Origin of the sequence: Kitasatospora sp. NPDC059803, assembly GCF_042732255.1 — a bacterium.
Classification (GTDB): Bacteria; Actinomycetota; Actinomycetes; order Streptomycetales; family Streptomycetaceae; genus Kitasatospora.
This window is the reverse complement of record NZ_JBHWIJ010000187.1, coordinates 4,434-17,029: the sequence shown is the minus strand read 5'-3', so window position 1 is coordinate 17,029 and position 12,596 is coordinate 4,434. Positions and strand designations below refer to the sequence as shown.

12 protein-coding genes are annotated in these 12,596 nt (G+C 74.0%); 4 read left to right on the top strand and 8 right to left on the bottom strand.

Features of this window, described 5'->3' with window-relative positions; all coding sequences use genetic code 11:
* Window positions 1-51: 51 nt before the first annotated feature.
* From ACFV6I_RS26030 to ACFV6I_RS26005, 6 genes are all read right to left on the bottom strand, one after another.
* Window positions 52-474, bottom strand: a complete 423-nt coding sequence (locus tag ACFV6I_RS26030) for an SHOCT domain-containing protein (RefSeq protein WP_380345130.1) — start codon at window positions 472-474, stop codon at window positions 52-54.
* Between the two features lie 111 nt (window positions 475-585).
* Window positions 586-1,170, bottom strand: a complete 585-nt coding sequence (locus tag ACFV6I_RS26025) for an NUDIX hydrolase (RefSeq protein ID WP_380345128.1) — start codon at window positions 1,168-1,170, stop codon at window positions 586-588.
* The gene (locus ACFV6I_RS26020; protein ID WP_380427944.1) at window positions 1,167-2,324 is read right to left on the bottom strand and encodes a type III polyketide synthase; all 1,158 of its coding nucleotides are present in this window, start codon (window positions 2,322-2,324) and stop codon (window positions 1,167-1,169) included. The genes ACFV6I_RS26025 and ACFV6I_RS26020 overlap by 4 nt, the downstream gene beginning before the upstream one ends.
* A gap of 126 nt (window positions 2,325-2,450) precedes the next feature.
* Complete coding sequence (locus tag ACFV6I_RS26015) at window positions 2,451-3,698, bottom strand: cytochrome P450 (protein ID WP_063347048.1); 1,248 nt, start codon at window positions 3,696-3,698, stop codon at window positions 2,451-2,453.
* 144 nt (window positions 3,699-3,842) lie between these two features.
* On the bottom strand, window positions 3,843-4,574 hold the full coding sequence (locus tag ACFV6I_RS26010) for a response regulator (RefSeq protein WP_380427946.1): 732 nt from the start codon (window positions 4,572-4,574) through the stop codon (window positions 3,843-3,845).
* 11 nt (window positions 4,575-4,585) lie between these two features.
* Window positions 4,586-5,464 (bottom strand): sensor histidine kinase, encoded by an 879-nt coding sequence (locus ACFV6I_RS26005; protein ID WP_380427941.1) that lies wholly within the window; start codon window positions 5,462-5,464, stop codon window positions 4,586-4,588.
* A gap of 138 nt (window positions 5,465-5,602) precedes the next feature.
* On the opposite strand from ACFV6I_RS26005, the gene ACFV6I_RS26000 reads away from it, so the two are divergent.
* From ACFV6I_RS26000 to hemC, 3 genes are all read left to right on the top strand, one after another.
* The gene (locus tag ACFV6I_RS26000; RefSeq protein WP_063347046.1) at window positions 5,603-6,328 is read left to right on the top strand and encodes an ABC transporter ATP-binding protein; all 726 of its coding nucleotides are present in this window, start codon (window positions 5,603-5,605) and stop codon (window positions 6,326-6,328) included.
* A complete protein-coding gene (locus ACFV6I_RS25995) occupies window positions 6,325-8,634 on the top strand; it encodes an ABC transporter permease (protein ID WP_380427939.1) in 2,310 nt (769 codons plus the stop codon). Before ACFV6I_RS26000 ends, ACFV6I_RS25995 begins: the two co-directional genes overlap by 4 nt.
* Before the next feature lie 136 nt (window positions 8,635-8,770).
* Window positions 8,771-9,706, top strand: coding sequence for a hydroxymethylbilane synthase (hemC, locus tag ACFV6I_RS25990; protein WP_380345120.1), 936 nt, complete (start codon window positions 8,771-8,773; stop codon window positions 9,704-9,706).
* A 62-nt stretch (window positions 9,707-9,768) separates the two neighbouring features.
* Here the strand turns inward: hemC and ACFV6I_RS25985 are convergent, their stop codons facing one another.
* Entirely contained in the window at window positions 9,769-10,692 is a 924-nt protein-coding gene (locus ACFV6I_RS25985; RefSeq protein WP_380427937.1) for an LLM class flavin-dependent oxidoreductase, read from the bottom strand.
* Between the two features lie 274 nt (window positions 10,693-10,966).
* Here ACFV6I_RS25985 and ACFV6I_RS25980 point away from each other — a divergent pair, with 274 nt between their 5' ends.
* Window positions 10,967-11,773, top strand: coding sequence for a nucleotidyltransferase (locus tag ACFV6I_RS25980; RefSeq protein ID WP_380427935.1), 807 nt, complete (start codon window positions 10,967-10,969; stop codon window positions 11,771-11,773).
* Window positions 11,774-11,791: 18 nt separating this feature from the next.
* On the opposite strand, the gene ACFV6I_RS25975 is transcribed toward ACFV6I_RS25980, so the two are convergent.
* A complete protein-coding gene (locus ACFV6I_RS25975; protein ID WP_380427933.1) occupies window positions 11,792-12,535 on the bottom strand; it encodes an aminoglycoside N(3)-acetyltransferase in 744 nt (247 codons plus the stop codon).
* Window positions 12,536-12,596: the final 61 nt, after the last annotated feature.

The window sequence follows — 12,596 nt, the reverse complement described above, 5'->3', positions numbered from 1 at the left end:
GTGGACGTCTGCGCGTCCGCCGGCCCCGGCCGCCGTGCGGGTCGGATCGGGTCAGGCCAGGAGCTTGTCCTTGGCCTTCTGGTACTCCTCCTCGGAGATGGCGCCCTTCTCCTTCAGGTCCGCCAGTCTCGCCAGGTCGTCGACGTGGCTGCCGCCGCCCCCGGGGGCGCCGGTTCCGGCCGCCTCCCGGATGTAGGCCTTGACGGCGGCCTCGCTCTGCCGGACCTGGGCGGCGTCCCGCTCGCTCATCGACTTCCCGCGGGCGATCACGTAGGCCAGCACACCGATCAGCGGCAGCACGATCACCAGGAGCAGCCAGCCGGCTTTGGCCCAGCCGCCCAGGTCGTGGCTGCGGAAGATGTCCGTGATGATCTTGAACAGCAGGAAGAACCAGAGGATCCAGAGGAACAGCTCCAGCATCGTCCAGAAGATGTTGAGCACCGGGTAGTCCACGGCCAGCATGTTGGTGTCCATGGCCGAGTCATATCACCGCAAAACGGACAATGCTCTCTGTTGTTCGGCCGTTCCAGTGGTCTTCCGGCCCGGCGGGAATATCTCGGAGAGGGGGCTCGGAGGGGCGGGGGATCAGCCCCGCCCGGCCCGCCGCCGCAGCTCCACGGCCAGCCCGATCAGCTCGCCCCACCAGGCGTCGTGCCCGGCCAGCAGCAGCCGCTGCGCCTCGCCCGCCGGCACCGCCCGTACCTCGACCACCTGCTCGCCGTCCGCCGGGTTGGTCGGCGCCGAGTCCACCGCGACCTCCGCCCAGCCCCACAGCCACGCCTTCTCCGGGTGCGGCTGCCACGGCCGGTACGGCGTCGGGTCCTCGGTGCGGCAGCGGTGCGCGCCGAGCCAGTCCGGCTCGCCGAGCAGCCGGGCGCCGGCCTCCTCGCGCAGCTCGCGCGCCAGGCAGGTGGCGATGCTCTCGTCCTGCTCCCGGGTGCCGCCGGGCAGGAACCAGTGGTCCCGGTCGTCCCGGCAGAGGACCACCTTGTCGTCCGCGAAGCCCACCAGGTGGATGTTGGTCACCAGCTCGTCCGGCGGCAGCACGGTGGAGAACAGCGCGTCGTACCGGCCCCAGGTCCAGTACTGCGGGGCGTGCAACGCGGGGAAGAGGGTGGCGAGTTCGGCGGATCTGTCGTCGGTGTCCGCCTGGTGCGTGGTGTCAGTCATTCGGTGATCGTAGTGCCGGCCGGGAAACGCCGGGGGGCGCTCGGATGGACGAGTGTGATGTCCGAGGTGGAGATGGCCCGCGGCCGTCGGCGGGCGGCCTCGACCGGCTCGCCGACCCAACTCCCCAGCGAGATCTCGGCGGTGATGCCGGGCCCGAAACCGGCGATCAGGCCGGTGGTGCCGTCGGCCACGCCGCCGTCGGCGAACAGCCGGGCGAGCGCGTCGAAGACGACGGCGCTGGCGATGTTGCCGCGTTCGGTCAGCGTCGCGCGGCTGTACCGGAAGGTGGCCGGCTCCAGGTTGAGGAAGTGGCAGAGGTCGTCGAGGATGCGCGGGCCGCCGGCGTGCACGATGTAGAAGCCCAACCCGGAGACGTCCCAGCCGTGTTCGATGGCCAGGCCGCGCAGCGCCGGAGCGAGCATCTCCATGGTGCCGGGCACCCGCTTGTCCAGCTGGAAGTGGAAGCCGGTGTCCTTGACCCCGTAGGAGATCCAGTTCTCGGTGTCCGGGACGAGGTGCGAGCCGTTGCGCTCGACGTGCACGCCGGTGCCGCCGTGTCCGCGCATCACCACGGCGGCGACGGCGTCCCCGAACAGGCCGTTGGAGAGCAGTGAGCCGACGCCGAGGTCGGTCGGCTGGTAGCAGAGCGAGCAGAACTCGCAGGACACGATCAGCACGTTGGCGCCCGGGTAGGCGCGGCAGAAGTCGTGCGCGCGGTTGACGGCGGCGCCGCCGGCCGCGCAGCCGAGCTGGGCGATCGGCATCTGGCGGGTGTCGGAGCGGAAGCCCAGGGCGTTGATCAGCCAGGCGGTCAGCGACGGCATCATGAAGCCGGTGCAGGACACGTAGATGATCAGGTCGATGTCCCGGGCGCCCAACTCGGCGTGCCCCAGGGCCCGTTCGACCACCTCGGGGACGCGGAGCTTGGCCTCCCGCTCGTAGACCTCGTTGCGCGCGGTGAATCCCGGGTGGGTGAGGGTCTGCTCGATCGGCTGGACCAGGTGCCTGGTCCGCACTCCGGTGTTCTCGATCAGCCGCAGGGCGAGGCCGAGTTGGGGGTGGCCGGCGTGCAGGCTGCGGGCGAGGTCGAGGGTCTGGTCGAGGGTGATGACGTTCTCGGGTACGGCGATGGCCGGGCGGCAGAGTGTTGCCATGGTGCGGGTCTCCCCTGGGTGGCCTGGCCGGGCGGGCTGGTGAGCGGCCCGGGCAGGCGGCCTACGGATGCGTCGGACGGGCGCCGCGCGGTGCTCCGTGGCGGAGCCGGTGGCGCGGGGAGGAGGTCACCAGGCGAGCGGCAGGGTGCGGGGGTAGCGCCAGATCGACCCGGTGTGCCAGTCGAGTTCGGACGGCGGGACGGCGAGCCGCAGGCCGGGGAAGCGCCGCAGCAGGGTGCCGATGGCGACCTGGAGCTCCATCCGGGCCAGGTGCGCGCCGGGGCAGTGGTGCTGGCCGTGGCCGAAGGCCATGTGGGTGGGGGCGCCGCGGTCGAGGTCGAGTTCGTCGGGGCGCTCGTACATCGCCGGGTCGCGGTTGGCGGTGAGGTAGGAGACGTGGACGGCCTCGCCGGCCCGGATCAGCACGCCGCCCAACTCGACGTCCTCGGTGGCGACCCGGGCGATGCCGACGCCCTGGCGGAACGGGATGAAGCGCAGCAGCTCCTCCAGCCCGCGCGGCAGCAGGTCGGGCTGGGCGCGCAGCTTGGCGAGCTGTTCGGGGTGGGTGAGCAGGGTGTAGGTGATGTTGCTGAGCTGGTAGGTGCTGGTGTCGTGGCCGGTGACCAGCAGGACCATCGCCATGACGGCCAGCTCCTGGTCGTCCAGCAGCTCGTCGCCGTCGCGGGCGGTGGCGAGGGCGCTGAGCAGGTCCTCGCCGGGGTGGGCGCGGCGGGCGGCGGTCAGCTCGGTGAAGTAGCCGCGCAGGGCGGCCTTGGCGGCTTCCTGGCCGGCCCGGCTGCCGGGGCCCATCGTCATCATGGCGACGGCGTGGCCGCGCAGTTCGGCGCGGTCCTGCTCGGGGATGTCCAGCAGTTCGCAGATGGTGGTGAGCGGGAGCCGGCTGGAGAGGAAGTGCACCAGGTCGGCGGGGGAGCCGTGTTCGGCCATCTCGTCGAGGTAGCCGTCGACGATCCGCTGGGTGGCCGGGCGCATCCGCTCGACCTGGCGGTTGGTGAAGCCCTGGGCGACGAGGCGGCGCAGCCGGTTGTGGCCCGGCGGGTCCATCAGGTTGATCGCCTCGGCCTGGGCGATCGGGGCGGGCGTCATCCGGGGCAGGTCGCGCCCGATGCCGGCGGCGCGGCTGAACCGCCGGTCGGTGGTGACGATCCGGACGTCCTCGTAGCGGGTGGCGAGCCAGGCCTCGCCCTCGCCGTGCGGCAGTCGGATCCTGGCGATCGGGGCCTCGGTGAGCAGCCGCTTGAGGAGCGGGTCGAACTCCAGGCCGTCGGTGTGGTTGAAGGGGCAGTCCCACACGGGGGCGGAGGTAGTCACGGGCCTGTCCAAATGTCTTGAAAATGCCGCCCGAACGGTCATTTCTCGTTCGGGCGCGGACAGAGAGATGTTCCCCCATGAACTGGCAAAAATGTGAATCGGACCGGGAGTTACCTCTAACGAGTTAGCTAGATGATTGTCATGCGAATCAAGGGAATTGACTGAGCATCAGTATCGGCATCAGTATCAGCCGGGCCCGCCCCCCGGCGAGACCAGCCCGGTCTCGTACGCGAGGACGACCGCCTGGGCCCGGTCGCGCAGGTCGAGCTTGGCGAAGATCCGGGCGACGTGCGTCTTCACCGTCGACTCGCTGAGCGTCAGTTCGGTCGCCAACTCGCTGTTGGACAGCCCGCGTCCGAGCAGCGCCAGCACCTCCGCCTCGCGCGGGGTGAGCGGGGCGAGGTTGCGGTGCAGCGGCGGGCCGTCGGCGCCGGGGGCGGGGCGCGGGGCGCCGGCCGCGAAGCGTTCGACCAGCCGCCGGGTGATCGAGGGAGCGAGCAGGGCGTCCCCGGTGTCCACCAGGCGCACGGCGGCGGCGAGATGGGCGGAGGTGACGTCCTTGAGCAGGAAGCCGCTGGCCCCGGCGGCGAGGGCGGCGTAGACGTAGTGGTCGAGGTCGAAGGTGGTCAGCATGATCACCCGGCAGCCGGGCGCCCGGGCGAGGATCCGGCGGGCGGCCTCCAGGCCGTCCATGCCGGGCATCCGGATGTCCAGCAGCGCCACGTCGGGCCGGTGCGCGACGGCGGCCGCCACCGCCTCGGCGCCGTCGGCGGCCTCGGCGACCACGTCGATGCCGCGCGCGGTGAGGATCATCCGGAAGCCGGTGCGGACGAGTTCCTGGTCGTCGGCGATCACCACCCGGGGGCGGCGCTCCCGCTCCGGCTCCCGCTCCGGCTGCTGCTCCGGCCCCCGCTGCACCTCGGCCCCGGTCACGGCCGGTCCAGCGGGATGCGGGCGCGGACCCGGTAGCCGCCGCCGAGCCGGCGCCGGGCGTCGAGGTCGCCGCCGTACACGGCGACGCGCTCGCGCAGGCCGAGCAGCCCGCGCCCGGCGCCGTCGGCCGGCCGGGCGGGCGGCGCGGGCACGGCGTCGGCGGGTTGCGCGGGCGCGGCGTGGGCGCCCGCCAGCACGCTCGGCCCGCTGTTGAGCACTTCCACCCGCAGGTAGTGGTCCGCGTAGCGCACCGTCACCTCGGCCGTCACCCCGTCCCCGTGTTTGAGCGCGTTGGTCAGCGCCTCCTGGATGATCCGGTACGCCGTCACGTCGACGCCGCCGGGCAGCGGTCTCGGCTCGCCCGAGATCCGCACCTCCACCGGCAGCCCGGCGAAGGCGAACCGGTCGATCAGCGGCCCGAGCCGGCTCAGGCTGGGCTGCGGCGCGAAACCGTCCGCCGCCTCCTCCTCGGTGCCGTCGGCGGCGGGGGCGAGCAGCCCGAGCAGGTGCCGCAGCTCGGTCATCGCGTCGCGCCCGGCGGCCTCGACGGCGCCCATCGCCGCCGCCGCCTCCGCGGGCATGGTGGCGATCACCTCGCGCGCGGCCCCGGCCTGGACCACCATCAGACTCACGTTGTGGCTGACGATGTCGTGCAACTCGGCCGCGATGCGCGCCCGTTCGGCGTCCACGGCGGTACGGGCGGCGCTCTCCCGCTCCCGTTCCAGCAGCCAGCCGCGCTCGCCGATGGCCGCCCGGTGCAGCCGCCGCGCCCGGGCGAGCGCGACGCCCAGCCAGCCGGCCGCCGCGACCGCCGTACCCGCCACCGCCGCACTCGCCACCGCTACGGCGGCCCAGTTCGTCCCTGTTCCCCACACACCGCCAGTTTCCCAGCCCACGCCATGATCGACATCATCCGGGGGTGCCGCCCGCGTACATCCCGGGTACTACGGCCGCCCCGGCTACACCCCGGGTGGGACGCCGGGCCCGGGGGCCCGCGCCTACCGTCGTCCACCATGAGCAACGACCACGACGGGACCACCCCGCCGGACGACGCACAGGCCGTCGTCGAGCTGTCCGGGGTCCACAAGGAGTTCGGCGACGCCAAGGCGCTCGACGGCGTCGACCTGCGGATCCGGGCGGGCGAGGCGGTCGCCGTGATGGGCCCCTCCGGGTGCGGCAAGTCCACCCTGCTGAACATGGTCGCCGGGCTGGACCGGCCGACCTCCGGCACCGTCCGGGTGCACGGCCAGGACCTCGGGCAGCTGAACGAGACCGGGCTGGCCCTGTTCCGCCGCCGCCACATCGGCATGATCTTCCAGTTCTTCAACCTGATCGACGACCTGCCCGCCCTCGACAACGTCGCCCTGGCCGCCCAGCTGACCGGCACCACGGCCCGCCAGGCGCGCCGCCGCGCCCTGGAACTGCTGGACGAACTCGGCGTCGCGCACCGCAAGGACACCTACCCGGCCGCGCTCAGCGGCGGCGAGCGCCAGCGGGTCGCGGTGGCCCGGGCCCTGATGAACCGCCCGGCGCTGCTGCTCGCGGACGAGCCGACCGGCGCGCTGGACAGCCGCTCCGGCGAGCAGGTGATGGACCTGCTGATCGACCTCAACCAGATCGGCCAGACCCTGCTGATCGTCACCCACGACCCCAACCTGGCCACCCGCTGCGCCAGCCGCCTGGTCGAGGTCGCGGACGGAAAGGTGGCGCGCGAGCGGGCCCTGGAGGCGTCCGCATGACCGGCGCCGTGTGGCGGGCCTCCCGGGCGGCCGTGAAGCGCCGCCGGGTGCAGACCTTCGTGATCGGCCTGGTCGTCTTCTGCTCCACCACGACCGTGCTGCTCGCCCTCGCCGTGATCAGCGCCGCCCGGGCGCCCTTCGACGACGCCTTCGCCGCCGAGCGCGGCGCCCACGTCGTCGCGGCCTTCGACCCGGCCAGGGCCTCGGCGGAGCAGCTGGCCGCCACCGCCCACCGGCCGGGCGTGGAGGCGGCCGCCGGGCCGTTCGACCAGGCCGTGGTGGAGATCCCCACCGACTGGGTCGGCCGCCCGCCGGGCCCGCTGACCCTGGTCGGCCGGGCCGACCCGGCCGGGCCGGTGGACCGGGTGCAGCTGCTGGGCGGCCGCTGGGCCACGGCGCCCGGCGAGGTGGTCATCCAGCAACCGGGCGGCGGCGCCGCGACGACGCTCCTCGGCACGTCGCTCACCACCGCCACCGGGCTGAAGCTCACCATCGTCGGCTTCGCCGGCAGCATGAGCCAGTCCGCCGGCGGCTGGGTCGTCCCCGAGCAGGCGGCCGCCCTGCACCCCACCAGCCGTCAGATGCTCTACCGCTTCGCCGACGCGGACACCGAGCAGCAGCTGACCGCCTCCCTCGGCACGGCCACCGAGGGCCTGCCCAAGGACGCGCTCGCCAGCGCGCAGTCGTACCTGGTGCTCAAGCAGGCCTTCTCCGCCGGTGCCGACGCCTACCTGCCGGTGATGACGGTCTTCGGCGTGCTCGGGCTGGTCGTCGCGGCACTGATCGTCGGCAACGTGGTGAGCGGCGCGGTGGTCTCCGGCTACCGGCACATCGGCGTGCTGAAGTCGATCGGCTTCACCCCGCGCCAGGTGGTCACGGTCTACCTGACCATGGTCTCGGTGCCCGCGGTCGTCGGCACGGTCCTCGGGACGGCGGCCGGCTGGGCGGGGGCGTACCCGATCCTGGAGACCGCCTTCAGCGGCATCTCGACCGGCACCGCCGTGATCGAGCCGGCCGGCTGGCTGCCCGCCGCCACCCTGGTCGGCGTCCCGCTGCTGGTCGTCGCCGCCGCGTTCGTCCCGGCCTCGCGCGCCCACCGGCTGTCCGCCGCCCAGGCGATCTCGGCCGGCAGCGCGCCGCGCACCGGGCGCGGGCTGAAGGTCCAGCGCCGGCTGAGCGGCACCCGGCTGCCGCGCGCCGTCAGCCTCGGCCTCGGCCAGCCCTTCGCCCGCCCGGGCCGGACGGCGCTGACCATGGCGGCGATCGTGCTCGGTGTGGTCACCGTGACGGTCACCACCGGCCTGAGCAGCACCCTGGCCAGGAGCATGGCCCCGGTCGACGACAAGATCCACGTCAACGTGCAGACCGGCCACTTCCAGGGCAACACGGTCGAGCCGCAGCTGACCCCGGCCCAGACCGAGGCGATGCTGCGCGCCACCCCCGGGGCCGCGCAGGTCGTCACCCGGGGGCTGGTCCGAGTGGGCGTGGTCGGCCACACCCAGCCCGTCTTCATGGACTTCTACGGCGGCGACGACATCGCCGGCACCAGGTGGCTGCGGGTGGTCAAGGGCCGCCCGGCGACCGGGCCGGACGAGGTCCAGGCCGGGCCGGCCTTCCTCGACCAGCGCGGGCTCAGGCTCGGCGACCGGATCACCCTGACCCTGGAGGGCCGACAGCGGGCCGTCACCATCGTCGGCGAGGAGATCCAGGGCAACGCGAACGCGATCACCTCCAACGACGCCACCCGGGCTGCGCTCACCCCCGACCCGCACACGGTCGAGTACGACGTGCGGCTCGCCGACGGCGCCGACGCCGCCGCGTACCAGAAGGCGGTCGGGGCCGCCGACCCGAGCCTGACGCCCTCGGTGGTCGTCGAGAGTTCGGCGGGGCCCGTCGTCGCTATCCAGACCTTCAGCACGACCTTCACCGTCCTGCTGTCGGTGGTCGCCTCGCTGGGCGTCTTCAACACCCTGCTGCTCACCATCCGCGAGCGCCGCCGGGACATCGGCATGCTGAAGTCCATCGGCATGACGCCACGCCAGGTCGTCGCGATGACGGTCACCTCGGTGGCCTGGCAGGGCGCGCTCAGCGGCGTCATCGGCATCCCGGTCGGGATCGTGGTGCACCGGCTGATCGCCGAGAACGTCCGGATCCTGGCCTTCCCGGAGCACATGATCGACGTCTGGGGCGCCCCGCTGCTCGCCGGGCTCGCGCTGGCGGGCGTCGCGATCGCCGTCCTCGGCGCCCACGTCCCGGCCCGCTCGGCGGCCCGGCTGCCGATCGCCGAGGTGCTGCACAACGAGTGAGCGCGGCCGACACGCGGGCGGCACACGGACGGTCGGACGGTTCGCCGCCCGGCCGTCCGGGTGCCGTCCGGCGGGCCTTCCGCCGCATGGCTGACGCCGGGTCAGAGCCCGGCGTTCGAGCGCCTATCATCGCGCCATGGCCACCGCTGAGCTGATCCGCATCGTCTCCCGCTCCTCGCCCATGGCGCTCGCCCAGGTCGAGCGGGTCCGCGCCGAACTCGCCGCCCTGCACCCGGGCCTGCGCACCGAGGTGGTGCCGGTCACCACCTCCGGCGACCGCTGGATGGGCGACCTCGCCCGGCTCGGCGGGAAGGGCGCGTTCACCAAGGAGGTCGACGCCGCGCTGCTCGCCGGGGAGGCCGACGTCGCCGTGCACTGCCTCAAGGACGTGCCCGCCGACCGCCCGCTGCCCGCCGGCACCGTCTTCGCCGCCTACCTGCGCCGCGACGACATCCGCGACGCCCTCGTCCACCCCGGCGGCCTGACCCTCGTCGAACTGCCGCCCGGCACCCGGATCGGCACCTCCTCCGTCCGCCGGGTCGCCCAACTCGCCGCCTCCCACCCACACCTGGTGTGCGTGCCGATCCGCGGCAACGCCAACAGCCGGCTGGCCAAGCTGGCCGCCGGGGAGGCCGACGCGCTGCTGCTCGCCGCCTCCGGGCTGGAGCGGATCGGCGAGCAGGCGCGGATCACCGAGATCCTGGACCTCGACGCGATGTGCCCGCCGATCGGCGCCGGCATCCTCGTCCTGCAGTGCCGCGAGGACGATGTCGTCACCGTCGACGCGGTCGCCGCGCTCGGCCACCGCGACACCTGGCGCGAGGCGGCGGCCGAGCGGATGTTCCTGCACGTCCTCCAGGGCCACTGCAACAGCCCGATCGCCGGCTACGCCAGGGCCGAACCGGACGGCCGGCTCTCGATGCGCGGCCGGGTCTTCAGCCCGGACGGCAAGCAGGTGCTGGACGCCCACGAGTGGGCCGGCGCGCTCAGCCCCGAGGACCTCGGCACCTCCACGGCGCTGGCGCTCAAGCGGCAGGGCGCACAGGAGCTGATCGCGGGCATCCCGCACTGATCCCCGGCATCCCGCACTGATCTCCAGCATCCCGAACTGATCCCCGCCTCTGCGACCGACCGCTACCGGAACAGCAGTTCGGCGAAGCGGTCCACCTGGTCCACCTCGGGGGACCAGCAGTACAGCATCACCTCGTCCGCGCCGATGGCCGTGAAACCGGCCACGGCGGCCCGGATCGCCTCCGGCGTGGTGAGCAGGCCCTCTTCCATCCGGTCGGCGCGGCCGCTGGACTCGTAGTACGCGCGGATGTTGCGCCGGGCCTGCTCGACCGTCTCCGCCGGGCCGAGGACGGCGTTCGCCTGGGCGACCAGCCGGGGCCGGCCGTCCCGGCCGTGCCGCTGCCAGGACTTCTCGACGTCCTGGAACAGCCCGGCCATCGCCTCCGGCGGCACTCCCGCGCCGAGGAAGCCGTCCCCGAACCGGCCGACCCGGTCCAGCGCGGCCGGGGCGAAGCCGCCGAACAGCACCTCGGGGCCGCCGGGCGTCGCAGGCGCGGGCCCGACCGGGCCGACCCCCTCGCCGAACGGCTCACCGGCCCAGAGGCGGCGCAGCACCGCCATCCGCTCGTCCAGGAGCCGGCCCCGGCGGCGCGGGTCGATGCCGGCGGCCAGGAAGTCGTCCTCCCGGCCGCCGACGCCGAGGCCGAGCGTGAACCGCCCGCCGGAGAGCAGGTCCAGGGTGGCGGTCTGCTTGGCGAGCAGCGCGGGGACGTGGTGCGGCGCGAGCAGCACCTCGGTCTGCAGGCGGACGCGGGACGTGGCGCCGGCCAGGGCGGCCAGCGTCACCAGCGGTTCGGGGTTGTCGAACACCACCCGGTCCGCCAGGCCGAGCGTGCTGAACGGGCCGGCGTCGGCCCGCCGGGCCCACTCGAACAGCAGGACGGGGTCGTGGAGGGGCAGACCGAGGCCGATCTTGACGGCCTGCGGGGAGGCCTGCGGGGAGGCCTGCGGGGCGGGCTTCGAGGTGGGCTGAGGGTCGGGCTGCATGGGGATCATCCTCCGGAGGGCAGGCCGCATACGGGCGCCGCTCCTCCGCGGGCCCGCGCGCGGCCCTGCTCCCCGTCCTGCGGCTCGTCGTTCCGGGGAGCGTGCTCGTCGGAGTGCGGCGACGGTGGCGCGAGGTGCTTCCCGGGTTCAACGCCGTTCCCCGCGCGTCCGTGCCTGGAATGATGCCCGGGAATCGCCGGGGAGTTGACGATCGGCCACGCCCGGCGTCCGAAATCGGCTCGCTCGGGGGTGCGCGAACCGGCAGAGTACGCCCATGACTACCGCGGGACTGGACGACGACGGCTTCATCGCACGGGAGGGCTCGTTGGGCCGGGTGCCCGAGGCGTTCGCATCCGTGGTCGCCGCCGCCCGGACGCTGATCGCCGAGGTCTTCGACCTCCCCCGGCTGCACAGCGCCTACCTCTACGGCAGCATCCCGCGCGGCACCGCGATCCCCGAGGTCTCCGATCTCGATCTCCTGCTCGCCCTGAGGCAGGAGCCCTCCGCCGCCGACCGGGCTGACGCCGATGCGCTCGAATCCCGGCTCGATGCTTCCTTCCCGCAGGTCAACGGTGTCGGAATCCTCCTGTTCAGCGCGGACACGCTGCTGAGCGAGCTCGAACGTCACGATCTGGGCTGGTTCGTGGCCTGCCTGTGCACGCCTTTGCTCGGTGACGACCTCGCCGCCGGACTGCCGCGCTACCGCCCCACCTCCACGCTCGCCCGCGAGACCAACGGCGATCTCGCCCTGGCCCTCCCGCGCTGGCGCGAGCGGGCGGGCTCGGCCGGTACGCCCGCCGAGCGCCGGGCGCTCAGTCGCGCGGTCGCCCGCCGGATCGTGCGGACGGGCTTCACCCTGGTGATGCCGCGGTGGGGTGGCTGGACCAGCGATCTCACCGAGTCCGCCGGGGCGTTCGCCCGCTACTACCCGGAGCGCGCCGAGCAGATGCGTCTGGCGGCGACCGTGGCCCGTACGCCGACGGCGGACCCGACCGTCCTCAAGGTGCTCACCGAGGACCTCGGGCCGTGGCTGGCGGCCGAGTACACCGCCGTCCACGGGGAGAAGACGCCCCGGACCTGACGTCGGACACGTCCTGTCCTACGCCCGGTGCTCGGGCAGCCAGTGCTGTGCGTAGGCGACGGCGTCGCGGAGGCGGAAGAGGCGGGTGGTGGCGACGCCGACCGTGGCGTGGCGGACGGCCTTCGGGTGGTCGGCCTCGAAGGCGGTGCCGAGTTCGGCGAAGTCGTCGGCGTTGATGGCCCGGTCGCGGACGGTGAGCCATTGCCGGCCCTCGGGGGTGAGGGTGGCGAAGGAGACGTCCTCGCTCGGGCCCGGGACGCGGTACTCGGCGAGGTGGAAGCAGGTGCAGGAGCCGAAGTCGGCGCCCAGCAGCAGGACCTGGGCGTCGCGGTCCTCCAGTCGGGCGAGCGGGCTGGACTCGCCGAGCAGGCAGTCGAGGGCGTGTCCGTCGGTGGTCTCGGCGGCGCCCGGGCCGAGGGCGGCGAAGGAGGTCTGCGGGTGGGCGCTGCGCCGGGCGCCGGGCCAGATCCGGACGGTCTCGGGGATGGCGCCCATCCCCAGGGTGGGGCTCACGTGCGGGTCGTACGCGGGCCAGGACGCCCGGATGTCGGGCCACCAGGCCTCCGGCACCGGCGGGTTGGACCAGCCGGCGGGGTCGGAGTTGTCCCCGGTGTGGGTGGGGACGACGAGGGTGCCGGTCGGCCCGAGGGCGTCGAGCAGGGCCTGGACGACGGTGACCGGCCCGCCGGAGACCCAGCCGAGGGAGCGCAGCGAGGAGTGCACGAGCAGCGTGGCGCCCGGTGGCGCCCCCGCCGCCCCCACGGGGGGGGGGGGGGGGAGGCGGGGGGCGAGGGGGGCCGGTTTCGCCCCCCGGGCCCCCGGG